Source organism: Xylocopilactobacillus apis (genome assembly GCF_033095965.1).
In the GTDB taxonomy this organism is placed as follows: Bacteria; Bacillota; Bacilli; order Lactobacillales; family Lactobacillaceae; genus Xylocopilactobacillus; species Xylocopilactobacillus apis.
Window position 1 is genome coordinate 356,670 of sequence record NZ_AP026801.1, and the last position, 18,382, is coordinate 375,051.

Sequence of the window (18,382 nt, forward strand, 5' to 3'; positions counted from 1 at the left end):
AAAACATGAGAATACCATTAATCGCTGGTAACTGGAAAATGAACAAAAACCCTGAACAAACTCGTGAGTTTGTTTCAGCTGTTAAATCAAAACTTCCCCAATCAAGTAAAGTTGAAACTGTTATTGGTGCTCCAGCAGTAGATCTTGAAGCTTTGGTCGAATCTTCATCAGATACGCAATTAAAGCCAGCAGCAGAAAACTGCTACTTTGAAGATGCTGGTGCTTTTACAGGTGAAAATAGTCCAAAAGTACTTTCAGAAATGCACATTCCTTATGTAATTATTGGGCATTCTGAAAGGCGTGAATATTTCCACGAAACTGATGAAGATGTTAACAAGAAAGCCCATCAAATTTTTAAAAACCGGATGACTCCAATTCTTTGTGTTGGTGAAAGCCTTGATATTCGTGAAAAAGGCGAAACTAACAAATGGGTCGAAGATCAGGTTAAAGCTGGGATTAAAGGTTTAACAGAAGATCAAGTGTCTCGCTTAGTAATCGCTTATGAACCAATTTGGGCAATCGGAACTGGCAAAACTGCTACTTCAGAACAAGCTGAAGAAGTATGTGCTCATATCCGTAAAGTGGTTGAAAAACTTTATAGTGAAGGCGTTGCTGAAAAAATGCGCGTTCTTTATGGCGGCTCAGTTAAACCTGAGAACATTAAAGAGTTAATGGGTAAGAAGAATATTGACGGTGGTCTTGTCGGCGGTGCTTCGCTTGAACCTGAAAGCTTCTTGCAATTAGCTAATTATAACGACTAACTATATATTTTTAATTCTAATTTAGTTAAAATAAAAGTGTCAGATAAATAAAGGAGATATAATTAATGTCTATTATTTCAGATATACTTGCTCGTGAAATTCTTGATTCACGTGGAAATCCTACTGTTGAAGTTGAAGTTTATACTGAAGCTGGTGGCTTCGGTCGTGCTGATGTTCCATCAGGTGCTTCAACTGGTGAACACGAAGCTGTTGAGTTAAGAGACGGTGACGCTAGTCGTTTTGGCGGCCAAGGCGTTTTAACAGCAGTTAATAATGTAAATACAAAAATTACAGATGCCATTGTTGGAATGGAAGTTACTGATCAACGTGCAATCGATCAAGCTATGATCGATCTTGACGGTACTCCTAACAAAGGTAAATTAGGTGCTAATGCGATTCTTGGTGTTTCACTTGCTGCTTCTCGTGCTGCTGCAGATGAATTAGGCCAACCATTGTATGAATATTTAGGCGGACCTAACGGACATGTTTTACCAACTCCAATGATGAACGTTATTAATGGTGGAAAACATGCTTCTAACAACGTTGACTTCCAAGAATTTATGATTATGCCAATTGGTGCAAAATCAATTCGTGAAGCTGTCAGAATGGGTGCTGAAACTTTCCATGCACTTCAAAAGATCTTAAAAGGCCGTGGCGATTCTACTGCTGTTGGTGATGAAGGTGGATTTGCACCAGATCTTAAGAACAACGAAGAACCATTTGATGTTTTAGTTGAAGCTATTAAGACTGCAGGTTACAACCCAAGTACTGCTGGTAACCCAGGAGATATCGCTTTAGCATTTGACTGTGCTTCTTCAGAATTCTACAATACTGAAACTCACAAATATGAAACAAAGGCTGACGGCCGTTCATATTCTGCTGAAGAATTCACAACTTTACTTGAAGGTTTAGTTGACAAATATCCAATTATCTCAATCGAAGATCCTTTGGATGAAAACGAATGGGATGACTGGAAGATGTTAACAGCTCGTCTTGGCAAGAAAGTTCAATTGGTTGGTGATGATCTTTTCGTTACTAACACTTCTTACTTGAAGAAGGGAATTGAAATGGGCGTTGCTAACTCAATCTTAATCAAAGTTAACCAAATCGGTACTTTGACAGAAACTTTTGAAGCGATTGAAATGGCTAAAGAAGCTGGATATAGTGCAGTTGTTTCTCACCGTTCAGGCGAAACTGAAGATACAACAATTGCAGACCTTGTAGTAGCAACTAATGCTGGTCAGATTAAGACAGGTTCAATGAGCCGTACTGATCGTATTGCTAAATACAACCAGTTGATGAGAATTGAAGATCAATTAGAAGGCGCTGCTGAATATAAGGGTGTTAAATCATTCTACAATATTAAAAAGGCTTAATAATAAACTATTTTAGAGACCTAATCCTGAATTTCGGGGTTAGGTTTTTTTGTGGAAAAGATACTACTTCGAAAAATATTTTGTCTGATATAATAAATAGTTTTAACTATTTAAAAAGGAGAAAATATGCAACTATATTTATTAAGAAGCGGAGATATAAAGGGCTTGATTGGATTTATCATTTTGGCTGCGATAATCTGTGGTCAAATATATCTTTCAAGGAAACAAAATAAATATTTGGGTTTTATTTTACCTTTAGTATTCTTTTTATTCGCAGCCTCTTCAAGTTTAGGCGTTGCAGCTTTTGGCGGAAAAGAATCGATAACGACTAGTTCTGTGGTTACTGAAGAAGGTAAGACTGTTTCTCAAGAGACAGTTACCAAGACAGACACTTCAAATAGCGAATTAAATCCCCAGTTTGGAATATTTATTTTCCTCTATGCGAACTTGTTTACATTTATTTTGATTATAATATATCTGGATCAGCGGCGCAGAATAAAACAACTTAAAGAAATTGGCAATCTTTCATGATTGTCTTTTTTTTATGGATTTTTTGTGCTCATTATTTATAACGTAAAAAAATAATTGTTCGAAATTAAATGTTTGCATCTAAAAATTATTTTTGATATCATGTATTTGTGTTTATTAAGAATTGATTTTAACGAAAGCAGAAGATAACTCGTTTAACTTTAAATTTCGTTTTAACCATTACAATCTTCAATTTTTGCATGAGTTAAAGGATATTCCCTAGGAAGTCAAATACCTTAAACTCACTGGTACAACAAATATATAAATAATGAGCGATGATTTTCTCGTTTTAATTTTTTCTTTTTAGTAGGAGTCCTTATGAAAAAAATATTTTTAATCTTTTCTTCAACGGTTGTAATGCTTTTTCTGTCATTTTCTTTAATTCAAGATAAAGACGTCACAATATTTCAGGGCTATCCTGACGTTAATGTGATGGGAGTGGATCCTAACAAAGTCAGCGTTCATCGTGAAAAGTTTGAAGAAGAACTAAATCGGTTTGCAGAAAATCATGATATTGTTCTGGCGCATAGAATAATTGAACCTAATCGGTCAGGAAAAATTAAATTTAAATATGCAATTTATGGAAAGGGTAATATTTCCAAAGATTTAAAGAAAGCGTCACAAAAAAGCATTAATTACAGTTCGCTTGCTGGAACTTATCTAATTGTTAAAGGAAAAATTGAACCAAATTTGTTGGTTAATAAGCTATCAAGTCTTGGTTATAAATCAATGGTCGGATATAAAATTTCTTTCATTGATAATTTCTCCCAAATCATAAATAAAACCGCTCGTCTGTGTTTATTTGTTTTTTTGATAACGTTTGCTGGGTTGTCGTTGATCTATCGGATCAAAGGTTTGCGCTTTGCAGATATTAAAATGATTTCGGGTGAATCATTAGCAGCAGTTACTCTACAACCAGTGAAATCAGATCTAATTTCGATTATTAGTGTCAATTTAGTAACCTGGGTTGTTGGTTTGATAATCTTACATTTGAATCAAGCTTTTCACCTTTTGTTAATTTTATTTTTGTCACTTGGAATTATTGTCTATACAGTGGCGTTGATTTTGATTTCCTTCATTCTAAGTTTACTGTATTTGTTTAGTTTACAAAAAAGTACTTTAATCTCATTAGTGAAAGGAAAATTACCATTAAAAAGAATTATTGCATTTATGCTTGTTGCACAATTTGCGGCAATTGTTACGGTCGGTTTTGCAGTTAAACAATTCACATCTTATGACAAATCCTATCAAAAAATGAAGCAAGCCGAGGTTAAATGGAAAGAAGCAAGTGATCGTTTTGTCCCATCTTTTGGGATGAGTGCGGCTGCCACAAGTGAGAAAGAAGAACGCAAAAGAGAAAAAATTCAGTACCAGATGTTAAATGATGCGGTAGAAAATGAGGATGCCTTGTTGGCCGAAAACAATCTAAGTAGGTATGAAGTTGAGTCCGTAGTAGATGGGGTTCACAAAAATGATTATTTACCTTTGGGTAATACAATTAACGTCACACCAAATTATTTAGTTAAACAAAATGTTGAAATTAGTTCTAACTTAAAGAAACGATTACAAAATTTAAAACCCGGAGAATTTGGTCTTTTATTTCCACGTAAATTGAAAGCTCAAAAGAAAAAGCTCACTAAAATTTATACCAAAGAACTTAGTGGAATGTGGACAGAATCGAAGTACAAAAATATTCCTTTCAAGGCCGTTACCGGATATCTGGATAATAATAAAAATCGCTTTCTTTATAATGGGAGCGAAGTTGCAGATCTTGATGATCAATTTGTGAAAGACCCGATTATTGTTGTTTGGACGCCAAAATCGACTAGAGATACAGAAGGTTCAAATATGTATTGGTCAGCATCACTGAGTGAACATGTTCTGTTTAAAGGATATGATTCAAGCATTAAATTACTCAAGAAACATCATGTCTATCAATGGTTTTCCTACGTTGTAAATGGTCGTATGTATTATTTAAACAAAATAAACGGAATCAAAACTCAAATTATTTCGCTGTTAATCGGCGCAATAATGAGTATTATTACGTCAATTTTTATGTTTACCTTGATGAACCTTTTGTACTTTGAAGAATTTAGAAAAGAAATTTTTATTAAACGTCTTGCGGGCATGAACTTTGCGGAAATTCACTTTAATTATTTGTTGGCACAATTATTAGTTCTTTTAGCAGCAACAATTGTCAGTTTCTTTTTGACGAAAAATCTTACGATCAGTTTTTTGACCACATTGTTGTTCTTGACAGTGGGAGCTTTGTTGATGTATCGCCAGCTTAAACATGAAGAACGGGTTGCTGTAACAGTAATGAAAGGAAAATAAAGATGTTAAAAACAAAAAATTTGACAAAAAAATTCGATCAGCGTTCTATTTTTGAAAATTTAAATTTGACCTTTGAGGCAGGTAAAGCCTATGCATTGATTGGTCCAAGCGGCAGTGGCAAAACTACTTTGCTAAATATTTTGGGCCATTTGGAGAAGGTTGATGGTGGAGACGTACTCTACGAAGGAAAAAGTATTTTCAAAATTAAAAGTCAGGAGTTCTTTCGTGACGATTTAGGCTATTTATTCCAAAATTTTGGGTTACTAGATTCAATGACTATTTCTGATAATTTAGATCTCGGCCTTGTCGGCAAGAAATTAAATTCAAGTGAAAAAACAGCGAAAAAAAAGGAGGCTTTAGCGAAAGTAAACCTTGAATATCTTGATTTAAATCAAAAAATTTATGAGCTTTCAGGCGGGGAAGCACAACGAGTGGCCTTAGCTAAAGTGATTTTAAAGGATCCGCCGCTGATAATGGCTGATGAACCGACTGCTGCTCTTGACCCGTTAAACGGTGAGGAGGTTATGCAGCTGTTATTATCATTGAAGAATGATCGTCGAACAATAATTATCGCAACTCATAATAGTTCAATCTGGAATCAGGCCGATGAAGTGATTGATATTTCAAAATTGACAAAAGATAAGGATGGGACAATGCTATTAAAGTATTAATTAATTTAACAATCACATATTTAAATAATTAGGATATAATCAAATATAACAATCCTGAAAGGCGTGATTATCTTGAAAAAACTTACAAATGGCGAAGAAGAGGTAATGATTGTTCTGTGGGAATCAGATAAACCATTATCATCGAAAGGAATTGTTGATGTTGATACTAGCCTTAAACAAACAGTGGTGCAGTCTGTTTTGCGGAGACTTCTTAAGAAGGGTTTTATCAAGACAAGTGGTATTGCTTATAGTGGACCGTCAATTACCAGAGAGTATGAACCTTTGATTTCAGAAGAGGATTATTTTTCTAATATTATTCCTAAGAGTGCTTTAAAAAAAGTAGTGAATAATTTTATTACTAATGATGAAAATGAAGAAGATCTGAAAGAATTATATCAAATATTTAAAGATAAACTTATCGAAAAAGATCAATCTAAATAAGTGTAGGTATTATGTATTTTTCAACTTCAACACTGATAATGTCAGTCTTTTGGGCATCAATAATGATTGTTATTTTGGCTGCATTATTAAGTAATAAATTTATGGGTAAGAGATTTCGGATTTCAGTTTTGTCATCTTTAAGCTGGATCATTGCACTTCGTTTAATGGTGCCATTTGGATTTCCAACTACTCAAACATATACTTCAAGTATAGAAGTGCCAAAGATTTATAGCTTTGGACGCGGGATATCGTTTTCTTTGTTTTCAGTAAAAAAAATACTTATAGTGATTTGGTTGATCGGGTCTGTGTTAATGGCAACTCGTTTGTTTTACGATAACTATCGAGTTAAACGAATATTTAAAGCAACGTTAATTGAAGCACGACCAGATTTTCTGGCGGCTAAAATACAAAAATGGATTCCAGACAATGTGAAAGTATATGTAACACCATTAAAAATTTCTCCTTGTATGAATGGAATTTTTCAGTCATCCATTATTTTGCCCACTAAGAAATATTCTTATACTGAACAAAAGTTTATTGTTCAACATGAGCTACTACATATTAATAATCTTGATAATTTGAAGAAATTTATAGTTGAGCTTTTAGTTTGTTTCTATTGGTGGTTTCCTTTAATTTATCTATTTAGACGACAGGTAAATTTAATTTTGGATTTGCGAGTTGATTACCAAATTGTGAATAATAAATCTCGACAATACTACTTGGACTATGTTAAGTGTTTAATTGGCATTGCTGAATTCATTAAAGATAGAACAATGAATAAAAATAATTTGTTTAGTTCTAATTTTGTGATTGTTCCTGATAGTAATTTAAATCATAGAATCAAATTTTTGCAACAAGATTATAAAATTAAAGTCACATCTTTGTGGATAAAGCTATTTGTAATTGCCTTGCCTTTGATAGTGACCTCGATTATTATTGAACCAACATTTGTTGATTTTCAACAGATAAACTGCAGGGCTATTTTTAGTGATAGATCTGAATTATATATTCTAAAAAATAAAGGTCAGTATTATTTAATCAAAGATGGTCAAAAGATAGGAAAAATAAAAGATATTTCAAAAAATTCATCTCAGGTTAAAAACTTATCAATTATAAAATCAGAAAAATCAGTTGAAAATTTTAAAAAGAAATGATAAAAGGTGTACTGATATAAAGCAATATATGACAAGTTATTGTTGAATTGGTAAATAGAACTAAAGTATTAGCCAGGTTATAGTTTTATCATAAAATAAAAAATCTAATCCTGAATTTCGGGGTTAGGTTTTTTTGCAAGCAAAAAAGCAAAACGACGATTGTTCTGCTTTTTTCGGGGAGAAATTACGAATTTTTATTTATGTTAGGGGAAAATATGAAAAATTCATTTTTAAGTAGGATTTATCTTTCCTACAATTAATATCTTATCTGAGGTGTGTGAAGATAGTTTGAATAGAACTTGATCATTTGTTAGAGAAAAGTGTCCTATTCTGTGAAGTTTCAAATTAAATCAAGGGTTGGGAGCTTTTTAATTTATTCTTTAAATGTTGTATTATTAAGCTATGACAAAAATTGTAGAACTTTCGACTTGTGCATCACAAAAAGAATTGATTGAAGCGGGTAATAAAATCCGTCAAGAGATTAGTTTCGCCGATATTGGTAAATTTTATAGCGTTCAGCGAGATGCGGTGAAAATTGATGAAAATGCACGTCAATTTATGGTGCCAGAATTAGTTCCTCAGCGAATCCAAAGAATGAGAGCATCAGCTTTTGCTTATTTTAGAGGATCAGCTAAACTAATGTCAATGGATCTCCTAGAACAAACTGATACTAACATTAAGGTAATTATTTGTGGCGATGCCCATCTTGGTAATTTTGGATTTTACGCATCTCCTGAACGAAATCTTCTTTTTGATCTCAATGATTTTGATGAAGCTGGATACAAAAATTGGGAATGGGATGTACGCCGGCTTCTGGTTAGCATTTTTCTAGCCGGATTTTGCAATGATTTCAAACGAAGTAAATTAGATTCAGTCGTTCAAAATGCTTGCAAATCATACCGAAATGGACTAAAAGAGATGTTCGAAAGTTCGGCGCTCAAACGATTTTACCGTCAAACAGACTTTCAAACGGCTTTTAATCATTTGAAAATTAAAGAAAAAGATGTTGAATTATTTCAGTCAATTGTTGCAAAAGCTCGCAATCGAACAGCTGACCAAGTAATTGATAAATATACGAAAACTGATGATCAGGGGCGTTTGAAATTTAATGAAAATCCACCGCGTCGAGTGCATATCGATAAAATTTCGTATGACAAAATTGTCAGTGGAATGGAACAGTATTTACTGTCAGTGAGAACAGATGTAGCTGTCTTCTTGTCAGAGTATCGAATCATAGATATTGTGCGGCATAGTGTTGGGATCGGCAGCTATGGAACACTGTGTTATTTAGTTTTGTTGGAACATAGTGACGGAACTCATTTAATTCTTCAAATTAAAGAGGCTTTACAGACAATTGGAGAATCTGATCGTGAAATTTTGCATTTCAAATCAGGAAAAGATATTTCTGAAGGTCAAAGAATTACGGCTTCTCAAAAAATTATGCAGGGAGCGTTTGATCCATTTTTAGGATTTTTTGACATTGAAGGACAAAGCTTTTATGTTCGCCAATTTCGTGATATGAAAGAGTCAATCGATCTTTCGAAGCTAAATTTGCGACAATTTGAATTATATGCGGAAATTTGCGGTTATCTTTTAGCAGCCGCTCATGCTCAAAGCCCATTAGCAGCCTGTATTTACGGTTATTCGGACGATGAAAAAGAATTTGATGAGCAGATGGTTAATTGGGCGCGGGCATATGCATCTCAAGTTCAAATTGATTACACTCAATTTATGCAGTCGACAGAAAATTTTGCTGAAAATTTAGAAAAAGTTAAAACTAATAAAAAATAATTTGCGTAATTTTCTATGTAGGCATATAATAGAACAAACGTTCTAAATTCAAGCCTAATAAATGGAGAAAAAAATGGAAAAAGATAAGAAACAAGCAGCTCTTGATTCAGCTTTAAAGAAAATTGAAAAAAATTTCGGTAAAGGTTCGGTCATGAGAATGGGCGATAGTACCAATCAAGAAATTGATACTGTCTCAAGTGGATCGTTAGCACTAGACGTAGCTTTAGGAGTCGGCGGATTTCCTAGAGGTCGAGTGGTAGAAATTTATGGAGCTGAAAGTTCCGGGAAAACTACGATTGCGCTACAGGCAGTTGCTGAGATTCAAAAGGCAGGCGGAGTTGCCGCATATATTGATGCTGAAAATGCTTTAGACCCTTATTATGCAGAAAAATTGGGGGTTAATACTGACGATTTACTTTTGTCTCAGCCGGATACAGGTGAACAAGGGTTAGAAATTGCTGATGCGTTAATTACCAGTGGTGCGATTGATTTAGTTGTTGTAGACTCAGTAGCAGCTCTTGTACCGCGAGCAGAAATTGAAGGCGAGATCGGAGATTCTCATGTGGGTCTGCAGGCACGTTTGATGTCGCAGGCATTACGTAAACTTTCAGGGTCTTTAAGTAAAACAAATACAACTGCAATATTTATTAATCAAATTCGTGAAAAAGTTGGAATTTTATTTGGTAATCCAGAAACTACTCCTGGCGGACGAGCCTTAAAGTTTTATTCAACTATTCGCTTAGAAGTGAGGAGAGCTGAACAAATCAAAAATGGAACGGAAGTTGTTGGAAACCGAACCAAAATTAAAGTTGTTAAAAACAAGGTAGCTCCTCCGTTTAAAGTTGCAGAAGTTGATATGATGTATGGCGAGGGAATTTCTCAGATTGGTGAATTAATCGATATGGGTGTTGATGAGAACTTAGTTGAAAAAAGCGGCTCATGGTATTCATATGATGGTGAAAGAATTGGACAAGGGAAAGAAAATGCAAAGATGTATTTTAAGGATCATGATGATAAGCGACAGGCCTTAAATAAAAAATTGCGTGAAATTTATTTCCCAGATTCAACAATTGATGAAAATGAAACGAAAAAAGAGAAAAAAGATTCTAAGGATGCAGAGCCGGAACAAAAAGAATTAATTTAAATTTTTATTAAGCTCTAACCTTGACACTGTGATGTTTTCTCCTTACTATTTAATTGGCTCTAATGAGCCAATTATTTTTATAACAAAAGGAGAGATTGGTTATGCAAATACCACCGCATAGTGATTTGCCGCCAGTTCTCACCATAACATTAACTATGTTGCTTTCTGCTTTTATCGGTGTCGTCATTGGATTTTTGATTCATAAATATATTTTTAATCGCAATCTTGATGATGCACGAAATAGCGCCGAAGGAATCATTGAAAACGCTAAAAAAGAAGCAGAAAATTTAAAGAAAGAGCTTCTCTTAAACAGCAAAGAAGAGAATAGTAAATATCGTTCTAAAATTGAAGAAGAGCTTCGTTCTCGTCGAGTAACCGTTATTGAACAAGAAAATCGTTTAAATAATCGTGAAGAGAAATTAGATCGACGTGAAACACTTCTTGATAAGAAAGAGAGTCAAATAGATCGACAAGAAGATCTTATTGCTAATCAACGTCAAGAAGTTTCTAATTTGCAAAATGAAGCAAAGAAATTAGTTGAAGTTCAGCAGGGTAAACTCAATGAAATTGCTCAATTGACAGAAGATGAAGCTAAGGCAATTATTCTTACTAAACTAAAAAAGAAGTTGGTGCGCGAACGCGCTCAAATGGTTCGTGAAAGCGAATCAAGAAGCCGGATTGAAGCAAATCGAATTGCGAAAGACATTGTAGTTCAAGCAATTGAAAGAAGTGCTGCTGATATTGTCTCTGATGTTACGGTCACGGTTGTTAATTTGCCAAATGAAGATATGAAGGGCAGAATTATTGGCCGAGAAGGACGTAATATTAGAAGTTTTGAGGCGTTAACTGGAGTTGACTTAATTGTTGACGAAACACCAGAAGCAGTTGTGCTAAGCAGTTTTGATCCTGTCAGAAGAGAAATAGGACGGATTGCATTAGAAAAATTGATTGCTGATGGAAGAATTCATCCAGGAAAAATTGAAGAATTAGTTGAAAAAGCTCAAAAAGAATTTGATGATCATTTACGAGAATTAGGTGATCAGACGGTTTACGATTTAGGGCTCCACGATATTCATCCAGAATTAATTAAATTGATTGGGCGGCTTCAATATCGGACCAGTTACGGCCAAAATGTTTTAAATCATTCAATTCAGGTTGCTTTGCTTGCAGGAACAATGGCTGCAGAATTGGGCGAAGATGAAATGATGGCTCGCCGTGCAGGTTTATTGCATGATATTGGTAAATCAATTGACCATGAGACCGAAGGTTCGCATGTTGAAATTGGGGTTGAGTTAACTAAGAGATATCATGAGCCTAAACAGGTGATTAATACGATTGCTAGTCATCATGGAGATGAGGAACCGACATCAGTTATCGCTGTTTTGGTAACTGCTGCGGATGCAGTTTCTGCAGCACGTCCAGGAGCTCGCTCAGAATCTTTGGAAAATTATATTCATCGGCTTGAAAAATTAGAAGATTTAGTAGATGAATTTTCAGGTGTTAAACAAAGTTATGCAATTCAAGCTGGACGAGAAATTAGAGTTATTGTTTCTCCACAAGTTATTAACGATGATGAAACGGTATTTTTAGCTCGTGAAATAAAAGAAAAAATTGAAAAAACTTTATCTTATCCAGGACATATTAAAGTTTCTGTTATACGTGAATTTAGAGCTGTCGAAGTTGCTAGTTAGAGATGAAAAAAAGTCGAAAGGCTTTTGTTTCATCTCTTTTTTGTCTAAAATATGATTAGTAAAAAAGGAGAGGTTAGGTCAGAATTATTTTTAAAACAATATTTATGCTTTTCGGGACCGGGTTAATTTCGCTTTGTATCACTCCATTTATTCGAAAGTTAGCCTTTACCTTAGGTGCAGTTGATAAGCCTAATCAAAGAAGAGTAAATAAAAAAGCAATTCCCACGATTGGGGGTTTAGGAATTTTTATTGCAGTTAATATTTCGATGATGCTTTTTTTGCGCTATAATTTTCCCACCCATACACTTTTTTCAGTTTTTATTGCAGAATGCGTAATAATTATCACCGGAATTATTGATGATATTAGAGAATTGCGTCCTCGTCAAAAGATGTTAGGGATCCTAATTGCGGCCTTAATTATCTATTATTTAGCTGGAATCCAGATGAATTCTTTAACTCTTCCGATAGTTGGTAAAATTCAATTTGGAATTTTTAGTATGCCCATCACGATTTTTTGGATTTTAGCTATTACTAATGCGGTAAATTTGATTGATGGGCTTGATGGATTAGCAACTGGAGTATCTTTTATTGCTCTTTGTACCATGGGCATCATCGCTTATTTCTTTTTAAATATTCAAAATCCAAGCATTGCTATTTCAATCTTCATTTTAGCGGCAGCTTTACTAGGATTTTTACCATATAATTTTCATCCGGCTCGTATTTTTTTAGGAGACACTGGAGCATTATTTATTGGCTTTATGATCTCAATATTCTCACTACAGGGATTAAAGAATGTAACATTTATCACCCTTTTAATTCCGGTAATTATTTTAGGAGTTCCCGTCACTGATACATTTTATGCAATTCTGAGAAGAATTTTAAATAAACAGCCAATCTCTAGGGCTGATAAACACCATTTGCACCATCAATTACTTCAAATGGGTTTTACCGTTCCTCAAACAGTATTTGCCATTTATGGAATTTCTTTAATTTTTTCATTTATTTCTTTAATGTATCCAATCTCATCATTTGCTGCTAGCATTTTCCTGACAATTTTTGTTTTGTTAGGTTTGGAGCTTTTCATCGAAGCAATTGGATTGCTGGGAGAAAATCGGCACCCGTTTTTAAATATGATACGCAAGTTTGCCCATCGACTTAATCGAAATCGTAAATAAGTCGATCGGTTTTTTTTGCGTAATATTTTATATGGCCAATGAAGAATTATTATTTGGAAGGCAGCTCTTAGATTTTCAGCTGCCTGAAATTAAAAAAGACTTATTATTAAATCGTCCAGCAATGAAGATCATAAATGATGAAATTATTTGCGAACGATGCAGCACCCAATATCAAAAAAATGATGTCTGTTTACCAACAGGAGATTATTATTGTCCCAATTGCGTGAATTTAGGACGAGTAACAAGCAGCGATAAATTATACCACTTACCAGAATTCAATCTTTTTCCTAAAAATATTAATTATTTAGTTTTTAATGGGACTTTAACAAAAGCTCAGCAGAGACTTTCTGATGAAGTAATTGAAGCAATTTTAAAACGTAAATCACTATTACTCTGGGCGGTAACTGGAGCTGGAAAGACAGAAATGATGTTTCCTGGTTTGAACGAAGCTTTTAAACAGGGGTTAAGAGTTTGTTGGGCAACGCCTCGAATCGATGTGGTGCTTGAATTAGCTCCGCGTTTAGAAAAAGTTTTTCCGGATTTGCCCATTTCAGTGCTATATGGTTCTAATGAAGAACCTTATAGTTATTGCCAGTTTGTTTTATGTACCACTCATCAACTGCTTAGATTTTATCAAGCTTTTGACGTGCTTATTATTGATGAAGTAGATTCTTTTCCTTATGCAGGCAATAAGAGTTTGGCTTTTGCTGCAGATCATTCAGTAAAACAAAATGCCAGTCGAATTTATTTATCAGCAACTCCACCAGATGAATTAACCGAAAAAGTTCCGACTGCTTATTTACCTCAGCGGTTTCATGGACATCCACTGCCGGTACCTAAATGTATTTATCTTGGAAAATGGCGGCAATTTGTCAAAACAAATCGTTTGCCTAGAAAAGTAAAACGAGTGTTAGCTCAAGGATTGAAAAATAAAGAACGTTATTTAATTTTTGTTAGCGAGATTTCCTTACTTGATAAGCTTAAAAAAGCTTTTAATACTAATTTTAAAAAAGCAAAATGTGCAACAGTTTATGCCGGTGACGAAAAACGAAAAGAAAAAGTCCAAGACTTTCGGACGGGTAAATACGATGTTTTGTTTACTACGACCATCTTAGAAAGAGGAGTCACAATTTTTCATATTAATGTATTAGTGATCGGAGCAGAAAGCAAGGTATTTAATTGGTCATCTTTGGTTCAAATTGCCGGCAGGGCAGGACGTGATAAAGATCATTATGACGATCAGGTGATTTTCTATTTTTCTGATTATACAAAAGATCTTAAAAAAGCGGTAACTCAGATAAAATATTTAAATCAAAAGGCGGCGGAGAATGACTGAATGTTTGTTATGTCATATAGAATTTGTTCGTAATTTGGATTTTAAATTTATCGTTAATTTTAATCGGTTAAGGCCCGCCTCTATTTGCCCAAGATGCTTAAATAAATTTTGCCGTTTAAATAAAAATTCTAGCTGTCCGCAATGTGGACGTTTTCAGAATAATAATCAAATTTGTGGTGATTGTTTAAAGTGGCAGAGTATTTATAGTAAAGACGTTATAAAAAATAAATCCTTATTTGCTTACGATCAAGAGATGCACGATTATTTCCGTTCATTTAAAAAAAGAGGCGACTATCGTTTGAGATTGGCTTTTTCACAAATAATTGCCGAGTATTTAGATCATCATAAATATGATGCGTATATTTTTGTTCCAACCGCTTCAGAGCATTTTTTAAAACGAAAATTTGATCCAGTTACAGCATTATTTGGAGAACTAGTTAAGCCGACTGTGACAATTGATAATATTTTAAATGTTGAACACCAATCATTAAAATCGCGACGAGAGCGGTTGGCAACAATTCAGACGTTTAGCTTATCTGAAATTCAGTCGCAAAAATTAAAAAATGTTTCTTCAATATTGATATTTGATGATATCTATACGACAGGAGCAACCATTTATCGCATGCGTCAAGCAATTAGAGATCAGCATATTGATGCACCAATTGAAAGTTTAACGCTTGCGCGTTAGTTTGAAAAAATACTAATTAATTCTTTTTACGAGCTTTCTTGGAATAGATCGACTATAATAAAGGTGAACCAGAAAAAGAATGGTATGAAAGGAGCATTAAACATGTTTCGTTATAATATTCGCGGTGAAAATATCGAAGTAACTGAGGCAATCAGAAATTACATCGAGAAAAGATTAAATAAATTAGATAAATATTTTACGAATGATTTAGGCGGAGATCCTAATTGTAACGTCAATCTAAAAGTATATCCGGAAAAACAAGCAAAAGCTGAAGTTACAATTATGATTCATTCTCTAGTTTTACGAGCTGAACAGACAACGAATGATTTATATCAGAGTATTGATTTTGTTTCAGAAAAACTAGAACGTCAAATTAGAAAATACAAAACCCGAATTAATCGCCGGAACCGGGCAAAAGGCTTTAAAGAGTCTGAGCTTATCATTGATAGCGAAAAAGACACTGTTGAAGACGAAGCAACTCCAGTTGTACGGACTAAGCGACTTTCATTAAAGCCAATGGGTGCGGAAGAAGCAATTCTTCAGATGAACTTATTGGGTCATGATTTCTTTATCTTTGAGGATGCTCAAACTAATGGTACTAGTATTGTCTATCGCAGACACGATGATAAATATGGTTTAATTGAAACTGATGAGTAGATCTGGTTAATTTTGAAGAGATCTTCTTCTTGAAAAGAAGATCTTTTTTTAACGTTATGTTACAACAGTTCATTTTTTTTGTTAAAAATTGTATAATAGTAATTTGTATAAATCCTGATTTTTTTAGGGAAGGTTAAATGGTTAAAGAAAAAGATCCAACATTAAATAAAATTGAAGATCCTAAGATTCAAGAAAACACAAAAAGAGCGCGTGAAGCTGGTACGATCGATATTAACAAACGGCCAGGTGCTTTTAATTTCTTGCGTCGATGGGTTGAAAGCGATAAACGCGAAGTTAATCGGATGGCAAAAATTGCCGATAAAGTAATTGCTCTGGAAGATGAGTATCAAAAATTATCCGATGATGAATTAAAGGCAAAAACTGAAGAATTTAAGGGACGTTATCAAAAAGGTGAAACACTTGATCAATTGCTCCCAGAAGCTTTTGCTGCAGTAAGAGAAGGTTCACGCAGAGTCTTGGGATTATTTCCGTTTAAAGTCCAGATTATTGGAGGGATTGCCTTACATGAAGGTAATATCGCCGAAATGAAGACTGGTGAAGGGAAAACCTTAACTGCTACAATGCCTGTATATTTAAATGCAATTTCTGGTAAAGGCGTTCATGTTGTTACAGTAAATGAATATTTGTCAGAACGTGATGCTACTGAAATGGGTGAATTATACAACTGGTTAGGATTATCAGTTGGTTTAAACCTGGCAAGTTTATCTTCAGAAGAGAAACGTGAAGCGTACGCAAAAGATATTACTTATTCTACGAATGCTGAATTAGGGTTTGATTATTTGCGTGATAACATGGTCGTTTCAAATGACCAAATGGTTCAGCGCGGTTTAAATTTTGCAGTAGTCGATGAAGTTGACTCGATTTTAATTGATGAAGCAAGAACTCCTTTGATAATTTCGGGACAGGCTGAAAAGTCAAATGCTCTTTATATTAGAGCTGATCGTTTTGTTAAAACCTTAAAAGATGAAGAAGATTACAAAATTGATTGGTCTACAAAGACGATTAGTTTGACTGAAGCCGGCATGCATAAAGCAGAAGAAAATTTTGGTCTTGATAATCTTTATGACATTGAAAATACAGCGTTAACTCACCATTTAGAAGAAGCATTACGTGCTAACTATATCATGCTGAAAAACATTGATTATGTTGTTCAAGATGGCGAAGTTTTAATCGTTGATCCATTTACTGGACGTGCAATGGACGGTCGTCGTTGGTCTGACGGATTACACCAAGCAGTTGAAGCAAAAGAAGGCGTTGAGATTCAAGATGAATCTCAAACTGTTGCTACGATCACTTATCAGAATTATTTTAGAATGTATTCAAAATTGTCTGGTATGACTGGTACTGCAAAGACCGAAGAAGAAGAATTTATTGAAATTTATAACATGCGGGTTATTGAGGTTCCAACTAACCGTCCAATGATTAGGGTTGACCGTCATGATATTTTATATGCAACATTACAGAATAAGTTTGCGGCTGTTGTTAATGATATTATTGAACGGCACGAAAAAGGACAGCCGGTTTTAGTCGGAACGGTTGCCGTTGAAACTTCTGAATATTTATCGCAGCTTTTAAATGAAGCACATGTACCTCATGTTGTTTTAAATGCTAAGCCGGAAAATATTACTCGTGAATCAGAAATCATTATGAATGCCGGTCAAAGAGGAGCCGTAACAATTGCTACAAATATGGCGGGTCGTGGGACCGATATTAAATTAGGACCAGGAGTTGTTGAACTCGGTGGCTTGATGGTTTTAGGTACAGAGCGTCATGAGTCTCGCAGAATTGATAATCAGCTGCGTGGCCGTTCTGGACGTCAGGGAGATCCTGGAGAATCACAATTTTATCTTTCACTTGAAGATGATTTGATGAAACGTTTTGGATCAGAACAAATGAAGAAACGTTTGAAAATGCTCAAGATCAATGACAACGATTTAGTATTAGAAAGCAGAATTTTCACTCGACAAGTCGAAGCTGCGCAAAAACGGGTTGAAGGTCAAAACTATGATGCTCGTAAGCAAACACTTCAGTATGACGATGTTATGCGTGAACAGCGTGAGGTTATCTATAAGCAGCGCCGACAAGTTATTGATGAAGAAGAAACTTTAAAACCGGTATTCTTTGGAATGGCTGAACGTTCAATTAATCGAGTTGTCAATGTTCATACTCAAGGTGATGATAAATCTAAATGGGATTTAGATAATATTGTAAATTTTGCTCAGACAACTTTAGTTGGAGAAGATGAAATTACAACTGATGACCTGAAAGACAAGTCAGCTGAAGAAATTAAAAAATATTTAATGGATTTTGTTACTAAAAACTACGATCATAAGTTTGAACAAATTGGTGATCCAGAACAAATGTTAGAATTCGAAAAGATTGTCATTTTGCGCGTCGTAGATGATCGTTGGACTAATCATATCGATGAAATGGATCAATTACGTAATTCAATTGGTTTACGTGGTTATGGTCAGATGAATCCATTAGTTGAATATCAAGAAGAAGGTTACAATAGTTTTGAAGTAATGATTGCTGACATCGAAGATGGAGTTACAAGACTCTTTATGAAGGCAGAAATTAGACAAAGCGTTGCTAACTAAGTAAAAAAGAATCG

The 18,382-nt window shown here is 34.4% G+C and carries 15 protein-coding genes; all 15 read left to right on the plus strand.

Going from position 1 to position 18,382, the window contains the following annotated elements; all coding sequences use genetic code 11:
- Window positions 1-5 precede the first annotated feature (5 nt).
- The 15 genes from tpiA (at window position 6) to secA (ending at window position 18,368) form a co-directional block, all read left to right on the plus strand.
- Complete coding sequence (gene tpiA, locus R8749_RS01680; RefSeq protein WP_317697379.1) at window positions 6-761, plus strand: triose-phosphate isomerase; 756 nt, start codon at window positions 6-8, stop codon at window positions 759-761.
- 65 nt (window positions 762-826) lie between these two features.
- On the plus strand, window positions 827-2,137 hold the full coding sequence (gene eno / locus R8749_RS01685; protein ID WP_317697381.1) for a phosphopyruvate hydratase: 1,311 nt from the start codon (window positions 827-829) through the stop codon (window positions 2,135-2,137).
- Between the two features lie 126 nt (window positions 2,138-2,263).
- Window positions 2,264-2,668, plus strand: coding sequence for a hypothetical protein (locus tag R8749_RS01690; protein ID WP_317697383.1), 405 nt, complete (start codon window positions 2,264-2,266; stop codon window positions 2,666-2,668).
- 315 nt (window positions 2,669-2,983) lie between these two features.
- On the plus strand, window positions 2,984-4,999 hold the full coding sequence (locus R8749_RS01695) for a bacteriocin-associated integral membrane family protein (RefSeq protein WP_317697386.1): 2,016 nt from the start codon (window positions 2,984-2,986) through the stop codon (window positions 4,997-4,999).
- A 2-nt stretch (window positions 5,000-5,001) separates the two neighbouring features.
- Window positions 5,002-5,670: an ABC transporter ATP-binding protein gene (locus tag R8749_RS01700; RefSeq protein WP_317697388.1), complete on the plus strand. Its 669-nt coding sequence runs from the start codon at window positions 5,002-5,004 to the stop codon at window positions 5,668-5,670.
- Window positions 5,671-5,742: 72 nt separating this feature from the next.
- Window positions 5,743-6,111 (plus strand): BlaI/MecI/CopY family transcriptional regulator, encoded by a 369-nt coding sequence (locus R8749_RS01705; protein ID WP_317697390.1) that lies wholly within the window; start codon window positions 5,743-5,745, stop codon window positions 6,109-6,111.
- An 11-nt stretch (window positions 6,112-6,122) separates the two neighbouring features.
- Window positions 6,123-7,265 carry a M56 family metallopeptidase gene (locus R8749_RS01710; RefSeq protein ID WP_317697391.1) on the plus strand — a complete coding sequence of 381 codons (1,143 nt, stop codon included), beginning with the start codon at window positions 6,123-6,125 and terminating at the stop codon, window positions 7,263-7,265.
- Window positions 7,266-7,667: 402 nt separating this feature from the next.
- A complete protein-coding gene (locus R8749_RS01715; protein WP_317697393.1) occupies window positions 7,668-9,056 on the plus strand; it encodes a DUF2252 domain-containing protein in 1,389 nt (462 codons plus the stop codon).
- Window positions 9,057-9,129: 73 nt separating this feature from the next.
- Window positions 9,130-10,200, plus strand: coding sequence for a recombinase RecA (gene recA / locus R8749_RS01720; RefSeq protein ID WP_317697395.1), 1,071 nt, complete (start codon window positions 9,130-9,132; stop codon window positions 10,198-10,200).
- A 101-nt stretch (window positions 10,201-10,301) separates the two neighbouring features.
- Entirely contained in the window at window positions 10,302-11,891 is a 1,590-nt protein-coding gene (rny, locus tag R8749_RS01725) for a ribonuclease Y (RefSeq protein ID WP_317697396.1), read from the plus strand.
- An 86-nt stretch (window positions 11,892-11,977) separates the two neighbouring features.
- Window positions 11,978-13,066 carry a glycosyltransferase family 4 protein gene (locus tag R8749_RS01730; protein ID WP_317698483.1) on the plus strand — a complete coding sequence of 363 codons (1,089 nt, stop codon included), beginning with the start codon at window positions 11,978-11,980 and terminating at the stop codon, window positions 13,064-13,066.
- A 31-nt stretch (window positions 13,067-13,097) separates the two neighbouring features.
- A complete protein-coding gene (locus R8749_RS01735; RefSeq protein WP_317697397.1) occupies window positions 13,098-14,402 on the plus strand; it encodes an ATP-dependent helicase ComFA in 1,305 nt (434 codons plus the stop codon).
- Window positions 14,395-15,090, plus strand: coding sequence for a ComF family protein (locus R8749_RS01740; RefSeq protein ID WP_317697399.1), 696 nt, complete (start codon window positions 14,395-14,397; stop codon window positions 15,088-15,090). The genes R8749_RS01735 and R8749_RS01740 overlap by 8 nt, the downstream gene beginning before the upstream one ends.
- Before the next feature lie 102 nt (window positions 15,091-15,192).
- Window positions 15,193-15,747 carry a ribosome hibernation-promoting factor, HPF/YfiA family gene (gene hpf, locus R8749_RS01745; RefSeq protein WP_317697403.1) on the plus strand — a complete coding sequence of 185 codons (555 nt, stop codon included), beginning with the start codon at window positions 15,193-15,195 and terminating at the stop codon, window positions 15,745-15,747.
- Window positions 15,748-16,049: 302 nt separating this feature from the next.
- Window positions 16,050-18,368 carry a preprotein translocase subunit SecA gene (gene secA, locus R8749_RS01750; protein ID WP_425613237.1) on the plus strand — a complete coding sequence of 773 codons (2,319 nt, stop codon included), beginning with the start codon at window positions 16,050-16,052 and terminating at the stop codon, window positions 18,366-18,368.
- Window positions 18,369-18,382: the final 14 nt, after the last annotated feature.